22 protein-coding genes are annotated in these 25,371 nt (G+C 38.0%); all 22 read right to left on the reverse strand.

The features are described from left to right. Positions 1-26 precede the first annotated feature (26 nt). Positions 27-1,691 carry a glycerol-3-phosphate dehydrogenase/oxidase gene (locus X953_RS13250; protein ID WP_040956017.1) on the reverse strand — a complete coding sequence of 555 codons (1,665 nt, stop codon included), beginning with the start codon at positions 1,689-1,691 and terminating at the stop codon, positions 27-29. A 213-nt stretch (positions 1,692-1,904) separates the two neighbouring features. Continuing rightward, the gene (gene glpK / locus X953_RS13255; protein WP_040956018.1) at positions 1,905-3,395 is read right to left on the reverse strand and encodes a glycerol kinase GlpK; all 1,491 of its coding nucleotides are present in this window, start codon (positions 3,393-3,395) and stop codon (positions 1,905-1,907) included. Between the two features lie 55 nt (positions 3,396-3,450). After that, a complete protein-coding gene (locus X953_RS13260) occupies positions 3,451-4,251 on the reverse strand; it encodes an MIP/aquaporin family protein (protein ID WP_040956019.1) in 801 nt (266 codons plus the stop codon). A gap of 836 nt (positions 4,252-5,087) precedes the next feature. After that, positions 5,088-5,627, reverse strand: a complete 540-nt coding sequence (locus X953_RS13270; protein ID WP_040956021.1) for a glycerol-3-phosphate responsive antiterminator — start codon at positions 5,625-5,627, stop codon at positions 5,088-5,090. A gap of 9 nt (positions 5,628-5,636) precedes the next feature. Beyond that, entirely contained in the window at positions 5,637-6,158 is a 522-nt protein-coding gene (locus X953_RS13275) for a DapH/DapD/GlmU-related protein (RefSeq protein WP_040956022.1), read from the reverse strand. Between the two features lie 3 nt (positions 6,159-6,161). Then, a complete protein-coding gene (gene ppaX / locus X953_RS13280; RefSeq protein WP_040956023.1) occupies positions 6,162-6,797 on the reverse strand; it encodes a pyrophosphatase PpaX in 636 nt (211 codons plus the stop codon). Continuing rightward, a complete protein-coding gene (locus X953_RS13285; protein WP_040956024.1) occupies positions 6,772-7,734 on the reverse strand; it encodes a nucleoside recognition domain-containing protein in 963 nt (320 codons plus the stop codon). Before X953_RS13285 ends, ppaX begins: the two co-directional genes overlap by 26 nt. A gap of 21 nt (positions 7,735-7,755) precedes the next feature. Next, positions 7,756-8,628, reverse strand: coding sequence for a prolipoprotein diacylglyceryl transferase (gene lgt / locus X953_RS13290; protein WP_040956025.1), 873 nt, complete (start codon positions 8,626-8,628; stop codon positions 7,756-7,758). A gap of 10 nt (positions 8,629-8,638) precedes the next feature. Continuing rightward, positions 8,639-9,574 (reverse strand): HPr(Ser) kinase/phosphatase, encoded by a 936-nt coding sequence (gene hprK / locus X953_RS13295; RefSeq protein ID WP_040956026.1) that lies wholly within the window; start codon positions 9,572-9,574, stop codon positions 8,639-8,641. A 96-nt stretch (positions 9,575-9,670) separates the two neighbouring features. Further along, on the reverse strand, positions 9,671-10,027 hold the full coding sequence (locus X953_RS13300) for a phage holin family protein (RefSeq protein ID WP_040956027.1): 357 nt from the start codon (positions 10,025-10,027) through the stop codon (positions 9,671-9,673). Beyond that, a complete protein-coding gene (locus X953_RS13305; RefSeq protein WP_019377732.1) occupies positions 10,028-10,222 on the reverse strand; it encodes a PspC domain-containing protein in 195 nt (64 codons plus the stop codon). It abuts the gene before it with no gap. A gap of 182 nt (positions 10,223-10,404) precedes the next feature. Beyond that, positions 10,405-11,076 carry a bacillithiol biosynthesis deacetylase BshB2 gene (bshB2, locus tag X953_RS13310; RefSeq protein ID WP_040956028.1) on the reverse strand — a complete coding sequence of 224 codons (672 nt, stop codon included), beginning with the start codon at positions 11,074-11,076 and terminating at the stop codon, positions 10,405-10,407. A 58-nt stretch (positions 11,077-11,134) separates the two neighbouring features. Further along, positions 11,135-11,488 (reverse strand): YojF family protein, encoded by a 354-nt coding sequence (locus X953_RS13315; RefSeq protein ID WP_040956029.1) that lies wholly within the window; start codon positions 11,486-11,488, stop codon positions 11,135-11,137. 549 nt (positions 11,489-12,037) lie between these two features. After that, positions 12,038-14,914, reverse strand: a complete 2,877-nt coding sequence (gene uvrA, locus X953_RS13320; RefSeq protein WP_040956030.1) for an excinuclease ABC subunit UvrA — start codon at positions 14,912-14,914, stop codon at positions 12,038-12,040. A 7-nt stretch (positions 14,915-14,921) separates the two neighbouring features. Further along, complete coding sequence (gene uvrB, locus X953_RS13325) at positions 14,922-16,904, reverse strand: excinuclease ABC subunit UvrB (protein WP_040956031.1); 1,983 nt, start codon at positions 16,902-16,904, stop codon at positions 14,922-14,924. Between the two features lie 227 nt (positions 16,905-17,131). Beyond that, positions 17,132-18,181: a multicopper oxidase domain-containing protein gene (locus tag X953_RS13330; RefSeq protein ID WP_040956032.1), complete on the reverse strand. Its 1,050-nt coding sequence runs from the start codon at positions 18,179-18,181 to the stop codon at positions 17,132-17,134. 336 nt (positions 18,182-18,517) lie between these two features. Continuing rightward, positions 18,518-19,690: a PDZ domain-containing protein gene (locus X953_RS13335; RefSeq protein WP_040956033.1), complete on the reverse strand. Its 1,173-nt coding sequence runs from the start codon at positions 19,688-19,690 to the stop codon at positions 18,518-18,520. Positions 19,691-19,802: 112 nt separating this feature from the next. Continuing rightward, positions 19,803-21,263 (reverse strand): S41 family peptidase, encoded by a 1,461-nt coding sequence (locus tag X953_RS13340; RefSeq protein WP_040956034.1) that lies wholly within the window; start codon positions 21,261-21,263, stop codon positions 19,803-19,805. 164 nt (positions 21,264-21,427) lie between these two features. After that, on the reverse strand, positions 21,428-22,855 hold the full coding sequence (locus tag X953_RS13345; RefSeq protein ID WP_040956035.1) for a murein hydrolase activator EnvC: 1,428 nt from the start codon (positions 22,853-22,855) through the stop codon (positions 21,428-21,430). 66 nt (positions 22,856-22,921) lie between these two features. Further along, positions 22,922-23,815, reverse strand: coding sequence for a permease-like cell division protein FtsX (ftsX, locus tag X953_RS13350; RefSeq protein WP_040956036.1), 894 nt, complete (start codon positions 23,813-23,815; stop codon positions 22,922-22,924). Continuing rightward, positions 23,805-24,491, reverse strand: coding sequence for a cell division ATP-binding protein FtsE (gene ftsE, locus X953_RS13355; RefSeq protein ID WP_040956037.1), 687 nt, complete (start codon positions 24,489-24,491; stop codon positions 23,805-23,807). The genes ftsX and ftsE overlap by 11 nt, the downstream gene beginning before the upstream one ends. A gap of 359 nt (positions 24,492-24,850) precedes the next feature. Beyond that, positions 24,851-25,213 (reverse strand): cytochrome c551, encoded by a 363-nt coding sequence (cccB, locus tag X953_RS13360; protein WP_040956038.1) that lies wholly within the window; start codon positions 25,211-25,213, stop codon positions 24,851-24,853. Positions 25,214-25,371: the final 158 nt, after the last annotated feature.

Here is a 25,371-nt window from a genome sequence, read left to right on the forward strand (position 1 = left end):
CACTCATAAAGTGAAAGTTTTTTAATTTATTTTACTGGGACAACTGCATCTCTTAACAGTTGTTCTAGTTCATCAATATACTCTTTCTTTTCCTCCACAGACCACTTAAGCTGTTTATCCATAAACTTAATAACATTCTCTTTATGTTCTCTAACCCAATTAATATCAAAGAAGAGTGCACCAGTCCGTCGCACAAAGAAATCAACAGGCTTGTACGCAGATTCATATTCAAGAGCATACTTGAGCTCTGCAAAAACTTCAGGGGCAATACCTTCTCTTTCAGCTCTATCGCTTTCATTTTGATAAAGATCCAAAATGACATCAAAATTTGCACCGTATTTCTGAATTAATTCCAATGCTAAACTTTCATCCATTCCAGCAGCTACTGCTAATTCAGCTTTCTTCTTTTTAAAATTTTGAAAGCCTTTTGATCCACCGACTTCGCCACCTGAAATAGGTAAGTGCTCTGTCTCTGATTTGGAATAAAGAATGCCTTCTTCACTTTTAAATTGCTCTACAACTTTATCTACAGCTTCTTGAGCCATTTTTCGATATCCAGTTAACTTTCCGCCAGCCATGGATATTAATCCTGAATCAGAAACAAATATTTCATCTTTTCTTGAGATCTCACTTGGATTATCTGTACCCTCTTCCGCAATAAGCGGCCGCAAACCTGCCCAGCTAGATTCAACATGCTCTGCTGTAATTTCCAGTGTTGGGAACATATAGTTAATCGCATTTATTATATAGTTACGGTCTTCTTCCGTCATTGTCGGGTGGGCGATATCTCCTTCATAAGTTGTATCTGTCGTACCCACATATGTTACCCCGTTTCTTGGAATAGCAAAAATCATCCGCCCATCTGGGGCATCAAAATAGATTGCCTGCTGTAACGGAAAAATCTCTTTAGGAAAAACCAAGTGAACCCCCTTTGTTAAATGTAAAGCTTTTCCTTTCTTTGAACCGTCTTTCTCTCTTAGTTCATCTACCCACGGACCACCAGCATTAATAACTTTCTTTGCATATATACGATGTGTTTCTTTGGTAATTTGATCTTCAACCACAACTCCAGTAATCTTGGATTGGTCATTATAAATAAAATCAATTACCTTAGTATAATTAATTGCATGTACTCCTTTTTGAACTGCTTTCTTTAACACTTCTATTGTTAATCGAGCATCATCTGTTTTATATTCCACATAATATCCTGCTCCTCTTAAACCATCTTGCTTAATAAGGGGCTCTCTGTTTATTGCCTCTTCGGGCTTAAACATCGTGCGCCGTTCCCCTTTTTTTACACCAGCCAAAAAGTCATAAACTCGTAAGCCAATATTCGTAGTAAAAGGTCCAAAGGTTCCTCCTTTATGGAATGGCAACATCATCCATTCTGGTGTAGTAACATGTGGCCCATTTTCATAAACAACTGCTCTTTCCTTACCTACCTCGGCAACCATCTTCACCTCAAATTGTTTAAGATAACGTAATCCACCGTGAACTAATTTAGTCGACCTGCTTGAGGTACCAGCTGCAAAATCCTGCATTTCAACAAGCCCGGTTTTTAGGCCACGTGTAACCGCATCTAATGAAATACCTGCTCCAGTAATTCCTCCACCAATTACAAGCAAATCCAATTTGTTATTTTTTAATTGGTTATAAGTTTCATCACGTTCATAGCTTGAAAAGTTTCCCATCTAAATAACCTCCCTGATAATTGAAATTGTCTATACATATCCATACCCTTTTTTAAGGCCAAACATGTAAGATTTACCGGCTCAAATTACAAAAAAAGAAAAAACCGCAAAATACACTAATGACACATTAGTGATTTGCGGTTTCTCCAATTCTCCGGCCGAAATATTAACTTGGATTCATTATAACATATAGACGCTAAGACGTATACTCTTTTATTTAAATGCCTGGGCTGCCTTAACAGCCGTCTTCCATCCCGTATACAATTTCTCTCTCGTATCATCTGATAGCTCAGGGGTAAACGTCTTATCTACTTTCCACTGTTTGGCAATTTCCTCTTTACTCTCCCAGAATCCTACAGCTAATCCAGCCAAATATGCAGCTCCTAGTGCAGTAGTCTCGTTGACAACCGGTCTTTCTACTTCTACATCCAACATGCCACTTTGAAATTGCATGAGGAAGTCATTCTTTACAGCTCCACCATCAACCCTGAATTTCTTAACATCAATTCCTGAGTCTTTTATCATAATATCCACTACATCACGTGTTTGGTATGCCAAAGATTCCAATGTTGCCCGTACAAAATGTTCCTTCTTTGTACCACGTGTTAAACCAAACACTGCACCTCTTACTTCACTATCCCAGTATGGCGTACCAAGTCCAACAAAAGCTGGTACAACATAAACTCCTTCCGTGGATGTAACTGACTTTGCCAATGGTTCACTTTCAGGAGAGCTATTAATGATTTTCAAACCATCACGTAACCATTGAATCGCTGAACCTGCCACGAATATGCTGCCTTCAAGGGCATATTCTACTTTTCCATCAATACCCCACGCAAGTGTTGTCAGCAGACCATTTTCTGACTGAACCCCTTCTTCACCTGTATTCATCAGCATAAAGCAACCAGTACCATACGTATTTTTTGCCATACCTTTTTCAAAACAAGCTTGACCAAAGAGAGCCGCCTGCTGGTCTCCAGCCATTCCTGCGATAGGAACTTCCTGACCAAAGAAATGATAGTTTACAGTGTCTCCATACACTTCGGATGAGGCTTTCACTTCCGGTAGCATACTTGAAGGAATTTTTAATATATCCAGTAGTTCTTCATCCCACTTTAAATCGTAAATATTATACATTAACGTTCTTGAAGCATTTGAATAATCCGTGACATGTACTTTACCACCTGTCAGTTTATAGACAAGCCATGTATCCATTGTTCCGAATAAAAGCTCACCGTTCTCTGCCTTTTCTCTTGCACCTTCTACGTGATCAAGGATCCATTTCACTTTTGTACCAGAGAAATAGGGATCAAGTAACAATCCTGTTTTTTCTCGAAAGATATCATTATAGCCGTCTTCTCGTAGTTGATTACATATCTCTTGAGTTTGTCTTGATTGCCAAACAATTGCTTTATGGATCGGCTTACCGGTCTGTTTATCCCAAACTACGGTGGTTTCCCGTTGGTTTGTAATACCAATTCCTGCAATTTGTTCAGGATCTACATCACTTTTTCGGAGTGCTTCTGAAATACAAGATAATATAGAAGTCCAAATTTCGTTTGCATCATGTTCTACCCAACCTGGTTTTGGGAAAAATTGTTCAAACTCTTTCTGTCCTGTTTCTACTATTTCTCCTTTACGGTTAAAGATAATTGCACGTGAACTTGTCGTTCCTTGATCGAGTGCCAACATATATTTATCCATGATATATACTCCTCCTTAATTATAATAACCAGCTTGAAAATTTATTCAGTCCTAGTTACATCGTAGCAGTTTTTAACTCTTTCGTTAATGCTAATCCAAACAAAATAATAATGATACTAGTGAATATCCAAAAAGTTAAAGTAGGTGTAGCTTCAAATAATGCTTGATAAAACAGCCCTCCATATATACCTCCTATTGCTGGCCCTAAAACCGGAACCCAGGAATATTGCCAATTTGAATCCCCTTTTCCTGGTATCGGTAAAAACCAATGTGCAATCCGCGGGCCCAAATCTCTGGCAGGATTGATCGCATATCCAGTTGTTCCGCCCAGCGACATGCCAATTACTACAATAAGTAATCCAACTATTAAAGGGTTCAACCCTTCCGTAAATTCATTCGCTCCAATAAATAATATTCCCATTACAAGGACAAATGTACCAATAATTTCACTGATCAGATTTGCGAGTGGACTGCGTATAGCTGGACCTGTACTAAAAACACCGAGTTTAGTAGCTGCATCCTTTGTAGCTTTCCAATGGGGAAGGTAATGAAAGAACACAATGACTGCGCCCGCTATACCACCGAGCATTTGTGCAGTTATATACATTGGAACCTTCGCCCAAGGAAAGTCACCTACGGCTGCTAGCCCTAAAGTTACTGCCGGATTAATGTGACCACCTGTTATATTTCCAACCGCATATACTCCCATGGCTACTCCAAGCCCCCATGCAAAGGTGACCAATACCCAGCCTGCCCCTTCAGCAAGGGTATTCTTTAAAGAAACACCAGCAACAACACCGGTACCAAAAATAATAAGAATCATTGTTCCTATCAATTCACCGGTAATCTCTGACATCTTTATCACCCCCATCTTGCTAATTTTCCCTGTTAGTTAGTTATTCCACATTATCTTTGCTACTTAACCTGAATACCCAAAGTTTTCCTTATTCAACTTTCTTATTTGCTAACGAACTCTCTTTACTTACACAAAGGTTCAATTGCAAATGTTGGGTTACATTCATAGTTGGAATAAAATCCGAACTAGTGAAAACTTATTTCTCCGTTAATACAAAATAGCTAAATAACATCGCTACGGAAAAACACTGCGCTTTTCGGGGGCGGCTGATGAGCCTCCTCATGCTAACGCATTCCGGGGTCTCACCTATGCCTCATCTCCCCCAGAAGTCTCCGTATTTTTCCTTCGCTAAGAGTTACTCTTTAGCAATAAATGAATTTAGTATTAGGTGTGAAAGCCCGCTTCGCATTTGAGATTTTAAAGCACATACCAATTGATTGGAATGGAAGATGGCAATCTAAAAACGCCACGTCCTGTGGCAACGATTGCATGACCAACGTCCTGTTGGCCCGCGACTCCTGCCGGAATAGCATGAGGCGAAGACCCTGGACGGAGCGTAGCGGAGGAAGCGGCTGAGGTCATTCCGGCGGCAAAGAAGACACTGTGAGGTAACGAGCAGATGTCGCACTTGTACCCGGAAGTGTGAAAGCGTCCGCCTGAAACGCAAATCAATGGGTGCTTCCTCTGTAAAATGAATTGCTCCATCCACCACAAGTTAATTCGCAGTATATCTATACTGCGAATCATTGTGTTACTCCAATAATATATATTAGAATCCAAAAAAGACTGACAGGAAGGGGGATAGTAATCCCCTTTCTGTCAGTCTTTTTGTATATCTACCACAATTCACGATTTGAAGTAGATACTGCATGTGCCCCTGCCTTCAATGCTGCTGAAACATCTTCTTCTGTTTTTATCAGCCCACCGGCTATAACAGGAACTTTGGTTTGTTCATATATTTCCTTAATAATAGAAGGCATGCGCCCTGGTAGTACTTCAACACAATCAGGCTGGATGCGCTTGATTAGTTCCAAACTGTGATCCAATGCAAGACTATCTAATAAAAAAATACGTTGGATCGACAGAAGGTTATGCTTCTTTGCTAGCTTTATAATATTCGCTCTGGTAGATAAAATCCCATCTGGTTTAACTTCTCTTACCAAATACTCCATACCAAACTCATCCGCTTTTAACCCTTGGATCAAATCAAAATGCACTAATGCTTTTTTATTAGCACGTTTCGTGTAAGTGACAAGACTCTTCAACTGTGCAAGCCTTGTTTCCAAGAAAACGAGCGAATCATAGGAGGTGTCTAGTGCCTTATCAAAGTCTTTCATTTTACGAATTGCTGGAATAATCCCAGAAGGTATTTCCATTCTTATCACCTATTCAAAAAGGGTATTTTCTTCACGTTTTTCCATTTCTTCTCTCGTATAGATCAGTCGCATTGGGTTTCCGCCAACGAAAGTACCTGGTGCCACGTCCTTGTGAACGAGTGTACCTGCTGAAACAACAGCTTTATCACCTATCGTAACCCCAGGTAATATCGTTGTATTTGCACCAATCAGCACATTATCACCGATTATGACCTTCCCAACTCGATATTCCTTAATGAGATATTCGTGAGCAAGAATAGTTGTGTTATAACCAATTATACTATTATTCCCTACACTAATTTTTTCAGGAAACATAACATCTGGCACTACCATCAATGCAAATGCTGTTTGCTTGCCGACCTTCATTCGCAAGAAAGTACGGTACAAGCTGTTTTTCACACTCAAAAAAGGTGTATAGCGAGCCAATTGAATAATAATAAAATTTTTAACCACTTTCCAAAAGGATACGGTATTATATATTTGCCATAAGGAGTTGGCATGTTTTACTCGAAAACGCTCCGTTTTACGCATTTGCTACACTCCTGCTATTTTCAGTAAATCTCGCATATCCTCCAGCATATAGGTTGGTTCATACGCTAAGAGACTATCTCTTCCTTTATGCGCCCAAGCAACACCAGCCGTCAGTACTCCTGCATTTTTACCAGCCTCTATATCATGATAATTATCACCAACCATTAATGTAGAAGCGCTTTTCGCTTGCAAAGCCTTCATTGCCTTTATTACTGGCTCTGGATGAGGCTTGGCATGATTAACATCATCATAGGTAATAATAGTTTCAAAAAGTGGTTGTAATTCAGTTAAAGCAAGGCCCATATGCACACTTTTAGACATTTTGGTAGAAACAATACCAACCTTTATTCCACTATCCTTTAACTGTTGAATGGTTTCAACTGCGTAAGGAAAAGCCTTGACATAACGATCATGTTCAGCAAGATTATGTTCACGATAGGTCTTGACCAGAACATCTGCCTTTTCCGGGTCTATATTATGAAACGTATCGAGTAATGGAGGGCCGTTAAATCCCATGATTTCCTCTTTGGTAAAGGATAAATTATGTTTTTTGAATGTGTGTTCAAAAGAGGCGGTAATAAGTTCATTTGTATCAATTAAAGTGCCGTCAAGGTCAAAGAGTATTGTATCTATGTTCATTCCTTGCTTCCTTCCTTTTCTTAGAATAATCTACGCGTTTCCAAATATAAGCGATGGCCAATGTTAAAAGAATAGCTGTGGTTAAGCGAATGAGCAGTAATGGCCAAACGGGAATTCCCAAAGGAATAAATATAACCGTATCTTCCACTACCGCGTGGCAGGAGACCAAGAAGATCAATGCCAGAAGCATATCTTTTTTTGAAACATTGTCCTCTTCAACCGCCTGAATCATTAATCCTGCACCATAGGCTAAACCAATCGTCAATCCTGCAACCATTGTCATGGAAGTATTCTTTTCCATTCCGAGCATTCTTGTAAACGGTGCGAATTTATTTGAAAGAATGGTCAGCCATTCCTTTTCCCTTAAAAACTGCATAATGACCATTAATGGAATAACAATACAAGCCAACTGAACAATAGCTATAATTGCTGTTTGAAGCCCCTGTAGTATAATAGCTCCCCAGCCAGTTGGATCTGTTGCGTCAGAGGAAATAAGTCCATATTGTGCCATCTCTTTTCCGCCATTCCATACCAAATTAATGATAATAGCGGCTAGTAAAGCCAAAGTGACGCGTATACCGGCTATTAACCACCAGCTCACTCCCACTCTTGAGGCGACTGCTGATTCAATAAATAAATTATGAGAAAATGACAACATGACTGCCATGATAAAAACTTCTTTAACGGAAAAATCGAACGAAACAATTGCAGCTATTCCTGCATATAAATTCAGCGCATTTCCTAACACCAGTGGAACGGCTGCCTCACCGGACAGCCCAATTAATCGCATCAACGGGGACAATTTTTCCATAACCCAAGGTAAAACAGGAGTATATTGTAAAATAGTCACTAACAAAGTAATAGGAAAAATTACTTTTCCCAATGTCCATGAAGTTTTCATTCCTTCTTGTAATCCACGTGACATAATCCCAGTCATCCGCACTTCCCTCTTCTCTGCCTATTTTTTCTTTTTATTTTTCTTTTTATAATCTATTTTTTTGTGTTGAGATACTTTTACTTCTGCATATCTGATTTTAGGCCCTTTTATATGGCGATATAAAAGAATAATTATGGCTGTCACAATACCTATGACAGATATAAGCTGTGCTTGCCTTAAGTCGCCAACTGCATATAAACTGTCTGTTCTCATCCCCTCGATGAAAAAACGGCCCACAGAATATGCAATTACATAACTTAAAAATACATCGCCGCGTAATGGATTGAACCTGCGCAATACAAGTAAAAATGCAAATACGATTAAATTCCAAACAGATTCATATAAAAATGTAGGGTGGTACATAACCCCTTCTATGCACATTTGATTCATTATAAAGTCTGGCAAGTATTGATGAAAACTGTTATATGTTTCCTCAGAGATCGCTCCACCATGAGCTTCCTGGTTCATGAAGTTTCCCCAACGCCCAATTGCCTGCCCTAAAATCAGACTTGGTGCTATAATATCTGCTAATTGCCAAAAAGAAATTTTCTTTATTCTCGCAAAAACAATAGCTGTCAAAACACCACCAATAACAGCACCATGTATTGCGATACCACCTTCCCATATGGCAAAGATGTCTGTCCATGGGCCATCTGCATAATTTTCCCATTCAAAGACTACATAATAAATTCTAGCAAATAAAATAGCTATTGGAATTGCAAATACAACAAAATCAACAATGAGATCTTTTTTCATTCCTAAACGATCTGATTCTTTAGTTGCCAGGTACAATCCGAGAAAGGCCCCAGTTGCAATAATCACTCCGTACCAATAAATAGGTAAGGGGCCAATTTCCAAAAATACCCGATCTAACGCTGGTGCTTGACAACTCATATGACTCCTCCTATTCTCTACCTTCTGACTCCTGTTCAATCATCGTTGTTAGGCGTTCTGAAAATTCCTCAGCAGCATTTACGCCCATTCTTTTTAAACGGAAATTCATTGCTGCAACCTCGATAATTACGGCCAGGTTCCTACCTGGTCTAACAGGGATCGTTGCTTTCGGTAATTCAACATCCATTATCTTCATTTTATCTTCATCCAAACCAAGTCTGTCATATTGTTTTTTCTGATCCCATATTTCCAAATTAATGATAAAGGAGATTTTTTTATGGCTTCTAACAGAACCTGCTCCAAATAATGTCATTACATTAATAATCCCTAGACCACGAATTTCTAAAAGATGTTCAATCAATGGTGGCGGATTTCCAATTAAGCTATCATAATCCTCCTGCCTGATTTCCACACTGTCATCTGCCACAAGGCGATGCCCCCGCTTCACTAATTCCAAAGCAGTTTCACTTTTCCCCACACCACTTTGACCCGTAATAAGCACACCGACACCATATATATCAACAAGAACGCCGTGTATTGCTGTAGATGGCGCAAATTTAGCTTCCAGATAATTTGTTAAACGGCTAATAACCCTAGTTGTTTTTCGTGGGGAGTGCAGAATAGGAACTCCAGATTCATTTGCTGCATTTATTAGTATCTCTGGTATTTCCATGCCTCTCGAGACAACGATTCCAGGAGTGATATCTGTACATAGACGGCTGGCACGATCTCTTTTTTCCTCATCTGTTAAATCGAGAAAATAAGCCATTTCAGTTCTGCCAATTAATTGTAATCGCTCCTGTGGATAGTATTTAAAATAACCTGTCATTTCAATTCCAGGACGTGAAATATCACTTGTGATTATTTCTCTATGTATTCCATCTTCCCCTGCTACAAGAGTTAAAGTAAAATTTTTAAGTAAATCCTTTGTACGGACTATAGACATGTACTGTATCCTCCTCGAATTGGTTAAGAAGTTTCACTTTATTGTAGCATATACGAAAAAAAATTCGTAGGCGAATAGCCTACGAAGCTTTTTCTGTTAACGAATGGAGTCTTTCACCAAATTATTCAGTACCAAATTAATAATGGAAATGATAATGGAAGCAAGTATTGCCATACCAAATCCATCAATAACGAAGGACGAATCCATTAACGCCTGTGTAATCATCAGCGTAATTGCATTGATAACAAATAAAAATAAACCAAGTGTGAGTATGGTAATTGGTAATGTAAATAAAATGAGCAATGGTTTAATTATTATATTTAAAATGGCTAAAATGAAACTGGCCAGAAGGGCGGTCCCAAATCCCTCCAGCTGAAATGAATCAAATAGTTGAGCTACTACAATTAAAGCTACTGCGTTTAATATAAGTGATATCAGCCAACGAAGCACCATTTAATGGATCTCCCTTTCATTTGGTATGATGAAAATAGCAATCAGGTATACAAATGCAAAGGTGAAGGCACTAAAAAATAGTAAAATAATAAATATTAATCGTAAGATAGTTACGTCTACGTTAAAATATTCTGCAATACCGCCTAGAATACCTGCAACCATGCGTTGATTTGAAGAACGATATAATTTTTTCATAAATACTCCCTCCTTCTATATAATCAGGTTTCCTCATGGGAATGTAATTTAAACCTTATAGTTGTATATGCAAATCTACACTGAAATAGTTTTATGCTTATTTCTAAATTAAGTTATCTATTACATAATAAGGAGGCGAGTCGTCAAAATAATACTTAAATTTTTAGTCGAAGAGACGTCTCTTACTTTTCAAAGTTCCAAATATAAAATTGCTCATTGCCGAGTCTCTTTTCAGCTTTTTCTTTTAAATCCTTATCTAAGTTCTTATAATCGGTTAGTTGTCCAAGTATTCCACTAGCCTGTGAAGTATGACATAATATGGCTTCCATTTTCTTGTCCAGATATGGGCGAATATCGTTAATTACATGGGGCTTTCCTATGTCTTCCACGTACGTATTTGTGATAGCTTGTGCCCACACTGTTGGGCGTACTTCAGCATCCATTAAGCTGACCGCCTCAATAGCTGCAGCACCCATTGCATTATGATCTGGATGAACAGCATGTGGAGGATAATGCGTAATTACTAGTGACGGCTTTATTTGTTCAAGTCTTTCTTTCAAATCTGCTGCAATCTGGCTACGATCTTCATACTCAATTGTTTTATCACGATAGCCAAGCATTTGTACTTGAATGTCCAGCGCCTTACAAGCATTAAGCAATTCTTGTTTTCTAATCTCGGGTAATGTCTCACGATTTGCGAATGTTGGTGAGCCCATATTTCTACCCATTTCGCCTAATGTGCCACATAAGTAGGTAACTGGGACTCCTTGCTCTCTAAATTTTGCGATGGTGCCTGCTGCACCAAATGACTCATCATCAGGATGTGGATATATAACTACAACATGTTTTTCCATTCTTATCACCTTTATTCTAAAAATTTACCGTTTTAATCTAACTCTTTATTCTACTAGCTTAATAGTTGAATGGAGTCTCACTAATTTGGAGTGCTACCATTAAGCGACCTTCTCGGTCATGGCCGGCCATCAGCATCTTATTGTCTTCATGCATTACCCAATCAGTAAGTCCTTCTGCATAAATCCATCCTTTTTCCATTTTCAAACCGACACGGTAGGCATTTCCATTTCCAACGATCTTAGCTTGGTGAAATGTTACCTCGGCGTTTCTTACATATGCACCTACATTATATGCTTTATCGTCGAAATGACTCGCATATGCTCCGTTTGTTGTTTCTACATGTACATATACCGCCTTATTTGTAAAACGATCTAATTGTTCTTGTACTTTTTCCATATCAATTGATTTCATATTCTGTTCCTCCCAAAAACACTTCTTTGTTTAGCTTATCCAAATGATAGAACTGCGTCAAAACATACGTTTGAAGATATCCTTAAAGAAAATTCTATTATAGTACATTTTAATACAATTAATTATACACAGAAGGAGCAAAATACGAACTAGTGGATAGTTGAATTCATTGCTAATCTTGTAATATTCTCTGGCCAACGCAGCTTGGAATATACTCGCTTTTCGGGGGCTCGCCCACCCCTCTTCGATCACTCATTTCTTCGTGGCCTGTGGGGTCTTGGACTCACTGTCCTGCAGGAGTCTTGCATTTTCCAACTGCTAATAGTAGTTTCTTTTTTTTAACAAACAAGCAAAATATTTGGAAAGTGCCTTTTCGAAACATGGTGTAATCAGATTAAATATTTCAGTTGTTTTGCAAGCAAAAATTTCTAACTACTTCAAAGTTTATCTATTGTGAGAACTATAGAACCCCAACTTATATTTTAGATTGTGAAAAATCCGTTAAAAAAAATAGGTAATAAGCCTAAATCAGCTTATTACCTTTTCAATTTATTTTGTACTTATTTTTTCTTTGTTTGAAATCAGCTTGTTCATTCGCTGCTGATCTCGTTCTAAAACTGGTTTTAAATACCGCCCAGTATAAGAAACTTCTTTTTTTGCAATCTCTTCTGGCGTGCCTGTTGCAATAATCTGTCCTCCACGTGCTCCGCCTTCTGGTCCTAAGTCAATGATATGATCTGCAGTTTTGATCACATCAAGATTGTGTTCAATAATTAGTACGGTATCTCCATTATCTACTAGACGCTGAAGCACAGCTAACAAACGCTTGATATCATCAACATGTAAACCAGTGGTTGGTTCGTCTAAAATATAAAAAGATTTTCCATTGGAACGGCGGTGTAATTCACTAGCAAGCTTCACCCGTTGCGCCTCTCCGCCCGACAATGTAGTTGCTGGTTGTCCTAGTTTGATATATCCTAAACCTACATCATAAATAGTTTGCAATTTACGTTTAATTTTAGGGATGTTAGCGAAAAACTCCAAGGACTCTTCAATGGTAAGCCCTAATACATCTGAGATATTCTTTCCTTTATATTTAACCTCCAAGGTTTCCCGATTGTATCGTTTCCCATGACAAACCTCACAAGGAACATATACATCTGGCAAGAAGTGCATTTCAATTTTAATAATGCCATCGCCACGACAAGCTTCACATCTTCCACCTTTAACATTAAAACTGAAACGACCTTTTTTGTAGCCTCGTACCTTTGCTTCGTTAGTTTGAGCAAATACATCACGAATATCATCAAAAACACCAGTATAAGTTGCTGGGTTGGAACGAGGTGTACGCCCAATCGGTGATTGGTCAATATCGATAACCTTCTCGATATGCTCAATCCCTTTTACCGTTTTATGCTTTCCTGCCTTATGTTTACCACGATACAATTCCTTGGCTAGTGATTTATATAAGATTTCATTTACTAAAGTACTTTTACCTGAACCAGAAACCCCGGTAACTACCGTCATTAAACCAATTGGAAACTTAGCATTAACCTTTTTTAAATTATTCTCTTCCGCTCTAACTACTTCAATAAAACGTTTGTCGCTTTTTCTTCTTTGAGATGGTAGTTGAATAAATTTATCTCCAGATAAATATTGACCTGTTAGAGAACGCTCATCTTTCATTACCTCTGATGGCGTGCCACTTGAAACTATTTGACCACCATGCTCCCCAGCTCCTGGCCCAATATCAATTAACCAATCGGCTGCCAGCATGGTATCTTCATCGTGCTCCACAACAATTAAGGTATTATCCAAATCCCTCATACGTTTTAATGTTTCAATAAGGCGATCATTATCCCGTTGATGGAGTCCGATGGATGGCTCATCCAATACGTAAAGGACCCCTGTCAATGCAGACCCAATCTGAGTAGCCAGGCGTATACGCTGGGCTTCCCCGCCCGAGAGTGTACCAGCTGCACGGGATAAAGTAAGATAATCCAATCCGACATTATTTAAAAATTCCAGTCGGTTACAAATTTCCTTGAGGATCATTTGAGCAATTTTTTCTTCCTTCTCACTTAGCTCTAATTGTTCAAAAAAGTTCTGAGCCTCTACGATGGAAAAATCAGTGACTTTGCTTATATGAAGACCATTTACCAGAACTGCTAAAGCTTCTTCTTTTAAACGGTATCCCTTACATGCAGGACAATGTTTCTGGGCCATGTACTTTTCTAAGGTTTCACGAATGAAGTCAGATGAAGTTTCCCGATACCGTCTGGCTACATTTGCTAATACCCCTTCAAAAGCCACATGGTTATCTCTGACTTTGCCAAAATCATTTACGTAATGAAAATGGACTTTTTCATTTCCGCCTCCATATAAAATTTTATCCATTTGTTCTTTTGGAAGGTCTTTTACTGGTGTATCCATATTAATATTAAAATGAATGCAAACACTTTGTAACAACTGAGGATAGTACTGTGAACTAATTGGCTCCCAAGGGGCAATCGCATGCTCGTTTAACGTCTTATCCCAATCAGGAATAACCAGATCCAAGTCTACTTCCAGGTTCGTCCCAAGTCCGTCACATGTCGGGCATGCTCCAAATGGACTATTGAAAGAAAATAATCTTGGTTCCAAGTCATCAATAGAGAATCCACATATTGGACATGCATGATTTTCACTAAACATTAATTCTTCTTCACCTATTACGTCAACAATGATCTTGCCTTCGCCCAAAGCAAGTGCAGTTTCAATAGAATCACTCAAACGGCCAGTAATTCCATCTTTAACTACAATACGGTCTACCACAACTTCAATAGAATGCTTTTTGTTTTTCTCTAATTTAATTTCTTCCGATACTTCTCGCATTTCCTTGTCAACTCTTATTCTTACATAACCTTCCTGACGCAATTTCTCAAACACTTTTACATGCTCACCTTTTCTGCCGGAAACGACAGGCGCAAGTATTTGAAGCTTCGTGCGTTCAGGATATTCCAAAATGCGATCAACCATTTGCTGGACCGTTTGGGAGGAAATTTCAATTCCATGTTTTGGACAAGTGGGATGTCCCACCCTGGCATATAGAAGTCTTAAATAATCATAGATTTCTGTCACTGTTCCTACTGTAGACCTTGGATTCTTACTCGTAGTCTTCTGGTCAATAGAAATAGCAGGGGACAGTCCCTCTATAGCATCTACATCCGGCTTATCCATCTGTCCCAAAAATTGTCGTGCATAAGCAGAAAGAGACTCGACATAGCGCCGCTGCCCTTCTGCATAAATTGTATCAAAAGCGAGTGAAGATTTTCCCGATCCAGACAAACCTGTAAGTACGACTAGGTTATTTTTAGGTATGGTGACATCAATATCTTTTAAATTATGTGCCCTTGCGCCTTGAATTTGTATGCTTTTACTAGGCATTTGTAAATCAACCTCCAGCTTTAAGCTCTAAAATGATATCCCGAAGTTCAGCTGCTTTCTCGAAGTCAAGCCCTTTGGCAGCATCCTTCATTTCTTTTTCCATTTGTTCGATTGCTTTTGTTTTTTCTTTTCCGGTGAGGTTAGCTAGACTCTTCTTATTATCTCCGTATTCTTCCTGCTCTTCTGCTGCTATGGTTGCACGTATGACGTCACGCACATCTTTTTTGATTGTCGTTGGGGTTATGCCATGTTGTTCATTATAAGCCATTTGCTTTTCTCGACGACGGTTGGTTTCATCTATCGCTACCTGCATGGAGTTAGTAATACGGTCTGCATACATTATTACTTCTCCATTTTCATTACGTGCGGCGCGCCCCATTGTTTGGATGAGAGATCTTTCTGAACGAAGGAAGCCCTCTTTATCTGCATCTAGTATTGCCACTAGTGAGACCTCCGGTATATCAAGTCCTTCTCTTAGCAGATTAATGCCAATTAACACATCATACTTACCAACCCTCAGATCTCTTATAATTTCAATTCGTTCCAGTGTTTTAATTTCCGAATGCAGGTAAGCAACCTTCATTCCAATTTCTTTTAAATAATCAGTTAGATCCTCTGACATTTTTTTAGTCAGAGTGGTAACGAGCACTCTCTCTTTTCGCTCTACTCGTTTATTAATTTCACTTATAAGATCGTCAATTTGTCCATTAATTGGTCGCACATCTATTTTAGGATCAAGTAATCCTGTTGGCCTTATAATTTGCTCTGTCATTTCAGGTGAATGTTCCATTTCATAAGGACCAGGAGTTGCTGAAACATAAACGAGCTGGTTTGTTGCTTTCTCAAACTCCTCGAATTTTAATGGTCGATTATCGAGTGCTGATGGCAATCGAAATCCATGATCTACCAGTACTTGTTTTCTAGCCCTGTCCCCATTATACATTCCTCTGATTTGTGGCAGAGTAACATGAGATTCATCCACTACCACAAGGAAATCATCTGGGAAGAAGTCTAACAGGGTATATGGTGTGTCACCTTCATTACGGAATGTTAAATGACGGGAATAGTTTTCAATTCCAGAACAAAAGCCCATTTCATTCATCATCTCAATATCATAATTTGTACGTTGCTCCAAACGCTGTGCCTCCAGCAATTTGTTTTCCGCACGAAGTTCTTTCAGTCGTTCTTCCAACTCTTTTTCGATATTTATAATAGCTTTCTTGAGCTTTTCTTCACGCGTAACAAAGTGGGAAGCAGGGAATATTGCAATATGCTCCCGGTCGCCAATAATTTCGCCTGTCAATGCATCCACTTCACGAATACGATCGATCTCGTCGCCAAAAAATTCAATCCGTATGCAGTGTTCTTCTCGGGAAGCTGGAATTACTTCTACTGAATCTCCACGTACGCGAAAGGTACCACGTTGAAAGTTAATATCGTTTCTTGCATATTGGATATCCACAAGATCACGTAAGAGAGCATCTCGGTCCTTTTCCATCCCCATTCGAAGTGAGAGTACCTGACTTTTATATTCTTCAGGAGAACCCAAGCCGTATATGCAAGAAACACTTGCTACAATTAAAACATCATTTCTTTCAAATAATGAAGATGTAGCAGAATGTCGAAGTTTATCAATCTCGTCGTTTATACTTGCGTCTTTTTCTATAAAAGTATCAGTAGATGGTACGTAAGCTTCCGGTTGATAATAGTCATAATAGCTGACAAAATATTCAACCGCGTTATTTGGAAAAAACTCTTTAAATTCACTATATAACTGTCCAGCTAAAGTTTTATTATGCGCAATGACCAATGTTGGCCGATTTATTTCTTTTACCACGTTAGACATCGTGAACGTCTTCCCTGTTCCAGTTGCTCCAAGTAACGTCTGATGACGCTGACCAGCCAGAATTTTATCAACGATTTCTTGAATTGCTTTAGGCTGGTCGCCACGCGGTTCGTAGTTCGCTATTAATTCAAACGTATTATTCACTAGTCTTGCCCCCGATCTGAATCATCTATAAATAGTTTATCATACGTACAAATAATTTTAACATATTAACGAACAAATATTCGATAAAAATGCTTTAACCCTTCTCTTCTAAAGACATTATACCCTTATAAGCCTACTTAAAATCATACCAGTAATATTTCACCATAAAAAAACACCAGCCTTTTCGCCGATGTTTTCCTTGATAATATTAAATAAAGTAGAGCCTATTATTCACCTTTAGTTACTTTTATTAACCCAACTGCCCCCTTAGTAGCATGGTTAAATTGATGTGTTACAAATGGGTATTCTCCTTCTTCTTTGACAGTAAATTCTACAACTGCACCACCGCTTGCAGGTAGCATAATCGTCTGCATCCCTTTAAAGTGGTTGGTTGGATTACCATCAATATAAACATCATCAAACATAGTACCTACTACATGAAAGCTGCTAACTTCATTTGGACCTACGTTATTTATATAGATACGCACTTTATCACCAACATTTGCTAATAACGGTTCATCCTTCACAGCACTCACAGTTCCATTCGTATTTGGTTGCCCTACATGTAATGCTTTCGCGGAAAATACAACTTGGGAAGGCACATCGTTTGTCATATTTTCAAGATCATTGTATTTATACCATTCGTTCTGAATAACTACATACTCTTTATCCACTTCACTGTCAGTTGGATAACCGTCCTTTGGTTTTACAATAATAACACCATGCATTCCATTTGCAATATGTTGGAGAACAGGCGCAGTACCACAATGGTACATAAACACACCTGGATTAGATGCTTTGTAAGAAAAAGCACCCTCTTCATTTGGAGCCACATCAACAAAGTTTTTATCCGGCGCAGTATGGACAGCATGGAAATCCATACTATGAGGTATTGCTGGGTCCTTATTCTCTAATGTAAAGTGAATGGTATCCCCTTCATTTACTACAACTAACGGTCCTGGAGCCTCTCCGTTAAACGTCCATGCCTTGTAATTATAATTTTTATCAATTTCAATATCTGTAATTTGCGCTGTCATTGTAACAAATACATCTTTTCCATCCCGTTCTAACTCCAAAGGTACAGGCTCTTGATTCAATTCTTTATGTGGAGCTATGACATCTTGTAAATCTTCCGCTGCTCTTGTTTGTTTTACGGAGTCTTCAAGATCCTTAGACACTTCATGTTGAACCTCATTTGTACCATTACCACAAGCAGATAACACGAAAGCACTTACCAATAACACAGCAATTAACGTATACGCAGCTTTTTTCAACATATTATTCACCTCTAGTTAAGATTGAAGATAACCTTAGGCCATCCAACCATATATGTTTTTAGTTATCTGCTCTGAGTGAATGGCTCTATCTTCATTCTTAGTTTATGATTTATGTACCTAGCCACCTGTGATTCGCATCACACTTCATTTGTGTTTATATGAACAATCTATGTCTGACATAAAGACAGTAAATACTGTATAAATAGGATAAATTAGCAACTTTCCGTGTTACTGTTTGTGAATAATTCACATTAATAACGTTTGAAACTAGCTAAGTTGCCAATTAAAAAGGTAATTCCATGGTCAACCATAGAATTACCTTGGGTAAATAATATGTTAGTTACTTAATAGCTTTTTCTTCCTGTAGGGATCTGCGGCAAATACTACCCCTAATTCATGATGGTCCCCTTCATATAAAGCACCTTGTACAAAACGGTTTTCTCCATTGAAATCTATTACTTCCAATTTGAAAAAGGCTCCACTCTGCTGGAGTGAATAGTAAAACTCTTCAAAGCCACTGACTCTGAATCCATTCACTTTGGTAATAATTTCACCAGGTAGAATTTCAAGACGTTCAGCAGGAGTTTCAGGGATAATTGCTAATACTTTAAGCCCTGCCTTTGTACGTTGGAAGAAAGGTTGAGCTAATCGATCAGCAGCTCTGAATCTGTAGTTGATTAATTCTCTTCCAAGAATTGATAAAACTACTGCTCCCAGAGAGAACCAAGCCTGGAATATACTCCCAATAGCCAAGGCCAGGACCAAAACTCCTAAGAGGATCACTTGTTTAGCCAAACGGCGTGCCGCATTTGCAGGAGCATTACCTAATACAACTTGTTCAAATCCGATTAATAAAGGAAAAAGCACAAGGCTATAGGTTGTTTCACCAATAGAAAAATATGGCCAATATGGTGCAAAAGGTGTAATTAATCCCGCTGGAACAAGTGTAAAAAAAGGAATTATACTTAATTTTTTTAAACGGTGCAGACCAATCCAACCACCCCTATTACCTTTTATAAGCTCAGGGTAGGATTCCTGCTTCCTCGTTTTCCATATCAAGACCCCTTCTGCAATTAATCCTATACCCAATAGAATAACGATTACACTAAAACTAATGTCGGAAATTAGTTGAGTTTTCTCCTTTAGAAATGGGAAAAACAATAAAATTACATAGGTTAAGCCAATGGTGTAGCTTGGTGATAGTAACGAAAATTTGCCAGTAATACTTAAAAGTATAATTACAATACTAATAAAAAGCATTACCTCGTAAGACAATACCATTCCTGTTCCTAAAAAGATCAAAGAAAAAATCACACCAAATAATAAAGAGAAAAACAATGTATTCTTCCACTCAGAAAAAGCATCATAGATTTTAATACCGAAATTTTTTCTTTCTTGTTTAATTCGCCTGTAACCTGCTAATAACACAAGGAACAGACTCCAATACAGCAACGGTTGGAGAAAAAGTTTAGCTAAACCCTTCCCTAGTTCAATTGCCCACATGTTCATTGCTTCATCACCTTCTCTGTTAAACTACCTTCTTGTATTATTCGATAGTTATCGACTTTTTTCCTGCAATATTTTGTGTTAAAAAGCCGCGGTTTCAGCCGCGGCTTTTTGCTTATTTATATAAAGCTTTCAGTGCTGTTTCCAACTGGATGTCATCTTCTCCATTACGTATTTTTTCTACAACCTTTGTCTCCAGCAAGCCAGCTGTCTTATCATCAACTTCTCCAGTTACATTTATATCGTTTTCCTGTTGAAATGTTTTCACAGCTTTTGCTGTTTCTTTACTATAGTAGCCATCTTCTCTTCCTGGATCGTAACCTAAACCAGAAAGCATTTTTTGGATATTCCCAATTTTCTCATCTGATTGATCAAATCCAAATGGGTCGTCAATCTGAATAGGATTAGAATAATAGTAATCAGGTTGTTTCTTTTCGATTGTTGGTACTACTCCCTTTTCATTGATCCAATTTCCTTTTGGAGAAAGCCATTTATAGAAAGTAAGCTTAATGGTACTTCCATCTCCTAATGGGACTGCTTGTTGTACTGTTCCTTTACCAAAACTTGTTTGGCCTACTACGTCATAGCCTGCTTCCTTCATTGCCACAGCCAAAATTTCCGAGGCAGATGCACTACCTTCATCTACTAGTACGGTTATTGGATACTCTTTCTTTTCTTTTAACTGAGAATAATAAGGTGTTTTATCACCATTTTGATCTTCAATCTGCAAGTATGGCATATCTTCAGGTATAAATAGTTTTAGCATGTCTTCGACAACATTAAGTAAGCCACCTGGATTCCCTCTCACGTCGATAACTAAGCCTTCAATTCCCTTTTTCTCAAGACTATCCAGTTGTTCTGTAAACTCCTCAGCAGTGTGCTCAGAGAAGTTAGTCACTTCCAGAATTCCAGTTTTTTTACCATTGACTGTTTGCACGTCATTATATACTGTTTCAACCGGAATAGTATCACGTACAATAGTTACATCAAAAGGTTCTGAAGCTGCAGCTCGTTTAACCTCTAAGACAACCTCTGAACCTTTTTCCCCTCGTATCTTTGCAACAGCCTCGTTTAAATCCAAGCCTTCCAAGCTTTTCCCATCTACAGATAAAACTTGGTCATTTGGCCGGAGTCCCGCCTTTTCAGCAGGCGAATCTTTAATTGGGGCCACGATGGTCACTTTCCCTTCAACCATGCTGACCTCCGCTCCAATTCCTTCAAACTCTGCTTCTATTTGTTCATTGAAATCCTTCATGGATTCTGCATCCATATAAGAACTAAAAGGATCCTCAAGGGTTGTTAACATACCTTGAATGGCCCCTTCAATCAACTGTTTGTCATCAACATCTTTTAAATAATTCTGTTTGATTAAGGTATATGCTTGTACAACTTTCTGCATATCTTGCGGAGCTGATGCTGCTTCTTCATCAGATTTTTCTGTGGTTTGATTATTCACACTTTGTTCAATGGTTGACTCTCCTTGATTTGCAAGCTTTACACCCGTATAGGCTCCAGCAAATCCTAGAAACAATGCTGCCAGCAGCAAAAGAACTATTTTCATTTTTCCTAATTTCATATTTCCACCTCAATCATTATGTTGAATGCACATGTACACTAAAAAAGCATATCACTTTCCTCTACATATGACTATGTTTATTACTTAGTTTATGTAATTATATCATAATCTTTCCTATGAAAAAGAGACATCACAATATCGTGATGTCCTTTTCTTTAATCAAATTAATTTAAGTAGTTTAATGGATTGACAGAATTGCTCTTCGAAGCATTCCAACCGCCTTTATGAACTTCAAAATGAAGGTGCGGACCTGTAGAACCACCTGTATTACCAGTAGCACCAATAGTTTGTCCTTGGCTTACTACGGCACCTGCAGAAGTGGAGATTCTGCTAAGGTGTGCATATAACGTGGTGTAGTTCGTTCCATTAATACTATGTGAAATCATAATTGTGTTTCCATACCCATTCATCCATCCTGCACGGATAACTACTCCTGAGGCAGCTGCTTTTAATGTAGTTCCAGTACCAGCTCCTATATCCATACCAGCATGAAGTTTCTTTGTTCCGTAAATTGGATGAATTCGATATCCATAATCAGAAGTCTTGGGACCGGCAGCTGGCCAGATGAAAATACCTCCACCGCTATTTGAGCTTGAACTTGCACTTGAGCTTGTACTGCTTCCTGAATTGGAATTAGAGCTTGAGTTCGAACTAGATTGTGAGCTACTTGATTTTCTTTTAGCAGCAGCTGCCGCCTTTCTTTCTCTCTCTTTTCTAGCGGCTTCTTCTTTAGCAAGTTGTTCCAATTTGCCTTTTTCTGATTCTGCCAGACGTTTTGCTTTTTCAACCGCAGATGCTTGAGCAGCAAGAATTTCCTGTTCATCTTCAAGGCTTACTTTATACTCTTCCAGGTCAGAATGTTCTTCTTCCAGCTTAGCCATCAATGATTCTCTTTCTTTCATTTGGCTATTTAAATCACCTTTTAATGCAACAAGCTCTTTCTTTTGATCTACAAGAGATGCTTTTTTAGCTTCTACTTCTTTTTTGCTGTTTTCTACTTCAGCTTTATTCTTTTCTAAAGAAAGCTTATCTGCTTTTTGTTCTTCCATAATAGATTTATCCTGATCCATAATGGCATTAACCGCAGAAGATCTGCTAATAAAATCACCAAAACTTTGTGAACCTAGAATAACTTCTATGTATTTCATGTTGCCGCCATTTTTTTGAATGGCACGCAAGCGATCTTTAAGTAGTTCATTACGCTTTTTAATTCGCTCTTTTAACACTTTTATTTCTTTTTTTAACTCTACTATTCTATTCTTTAATTCATCAATTCTATTATTTGTTTCGCTTATTTCATTTTCCTTTGTTGAGATTTTACTTTTTGTATCGTTTAACTTTTCATCAATTTTTTGGATTTCCTGTTCTACGGAACTCTGTTCATCCAAGTTTTTATTTATTTTTGATTCCGTACTTTTCTTATCACTGGAAATGTTACCCTGTTTTTCATTCAATTCCTGCTTTTCTTTTTCCAGCTCATTAATCTTATCATTCAATCCATTTATTGATTCCGCTGATACTGAAGTTACCGTTCCAATACTTAGAGATAATACTAAAACCGTGGTCATTCCGAACGAAAAGATCTTCTTCATTACCCGTGTTCCCCTTCCCTGTGTTTAAAAATATTTTATCTTTGATGCTATCAACAACTGTTGTTATTAAACTTTTAAAAACTTACGGACACTCATTACGCTTCCCCATACACCGATCAATGCACCAATACCTAATATGATAAGGGATAACTGCCATGCAAACGGGTTAAATGGCAATAACTCAACAAAGCTATAATTAATTCGTTGGCTAATATTGTTTTCTAAATAGTAATAGCCACCTAAGATAACAGCAATCGGAACTACAGCTCCTAAAATCCCGAGTAAGAGACCTTCAATAAAAAATGGCCATCTGATAAAGCCGTTTGTTGCTCCTACTAGTTTCATAATGCCAATTTCTCTGCTTCGTGCCATAATCGTAATCTTAATTGTGTTGGAAATTAGGAATATTGCTGTAAAAACTAATCCAACGATTAGCACAAGCCCGATCGTTCTGGCATATTTATTAAACTCAAAGAGTCGTTCGACGACCCCTTGTCCATAATTAACTTCCTGAACTCCTTGCAGATCAGAAATTTTATCAGCAACTTTTATTGTATCTTGTGGCTCTTTTGTTTTGATAATGTAAACATGGTTCAATGGGTTGTCCTGTTCAAATAGCTGCCAGGATTTCCCTTCCTCTCCCATGCTGTCAACTAATTCAGACAACTGCTCATCTTTGGAAGAAAAAACGACTGAATCCACGCCATTCATCTGTTTAATTTTATCTCCTATAGTTGTTATCTGATTTTCTTCAAGCGTTAGTTCAAGTAAAGCGTTTATTTCCACATCTTCTTCTATGTTGTCTGCCATCTGGTTTAAGTTAAGCATTAGAGCTAGAAAGGCACCGACCAAGATAAGTGTAGTCGTTACTGCGCCTACGGAAGCTACCGTCATCCATCCATTTCTTGCTATATTTTTAAACCCTTCCCGAAGATGTCGTCTCACTGTTCTAAATTTCATAGCCGTATTCACCTCGGTGCTCATCTCTCACAATAAGTCCATCCTCTATTGCAATGACTCGTTTTTTAATCGTATTAACAATTTCTTTACTATGTGTTGCCATTATTATGGTTGTTCCACTGGAGTTAATCTCTTCCAGTATTTTCATGATTTCCCATGAAGTGTCAGGATCAAGGTTTCCAGTCGGTTCATCTGCAATAACAATTTTAGGTTTGTTGACAATTGCGCGGGCAATGGACACACGCTGTTGCTCACCCCCGGACAGTTCATCTGGGATAAACCGTGCCTTATTTTTCAGACCGACGAGTTCCAGTACATCCATTACTAGTTTGCGGATATTTCGTGGAGATTCTTCAATTACTTCCAGTGCAAAAGCAATATTTTCATATACTGATAGTTTAGGTAAAAGCTTAAAATCTTGAAAGACAACACCAATATCTCTTCTAAGAAAAGGTACTTTTTTTTCCTTTAAATTACTCATATCAATATCATTTATCATAATTGTTCCATTTGTTGCTTTAGCTTCACGATACATTAACCTAATAAACGTTGATTTACCCGCACCACTCGGGCCAACTATGTATACAAATTCGCCTTGATCTATTTCAACATTAATACCATTTAAGGCTGTAACCCCATTTGGATATGTTTTATGAACATCTTTCATTAATATCATATAAAAATCACCTTTAATTTTATTGTCGTGCCAAGTCTTTTCACTGAAAAAGATTGCTCCACTTTTTGAAGGAAGCAATCAAAAGATTTCTTATACATTATAACATCTTTCGCCAGTTTTTTTAGACATAAAATTGTTACATTTGTGTTTCAAAGGTGTCCTTAATTGAAATATAATTGGTTTTTTTGTAAGAAAAAGGAATTAATTGTTAGAGGTTAATACAAACCTGTAACATTAGAAAGTACTAAAAAAGGAGGTAATATGAACTAACGGGGGTGAGGTGATCAACTGTTTAATTATGTCTATAAAAAAGTAAAAGTCTGACTTTGATAAGCCAGACTTTGTTTGGATATTAAAGATTATTTCTTTTCAGCTAACCAGTTAGCTAGTAAATCTACGTCATCACCTGATACCAATCCTGCAGGCATACTTCCTTTACCATTTTTAATAATATCAGCAATTTCATCTGCAGAATATTTAGAACCAACTTGTGTTAGATCTGGTCCTGCTCCACCGGAAAGATCTGCACCATGACATGAAGCACAATTGCTTTCAAATACTTCTTCTGCAGCTGCGGAATCTACAGAACCACCTTCAGAAGATTCTTCTGTTGCATTATCACCAGCGTCTTGTTGTTCGTCTGAACCACCTTCGTCACCGCCGCCACATGCAGCTAGTACGATAGCAGTACCAAATAGAATTGTTAGTAACCATTTTTTCATAACTTAAATCCCCCTAACGCAAAATTTAGTTTAATGACTATCATAATTTATTATAACCCTTTTCCAAAGAAATAAAACCCCTTTTAAAACGTGCCGTTAACGTTATCAGCACTGTAATATAGGCAAATCAATGATATTGCCAGTTTGTGTCAATTCAG

Source organism: Virgibacillus sp. SK37, assembly GCF_000725285.1.
Lineage (GTDB): Bacteria > Bacillota > Bacilli > Bacillales > Amphibacillaceae > Virgibacillus_Q.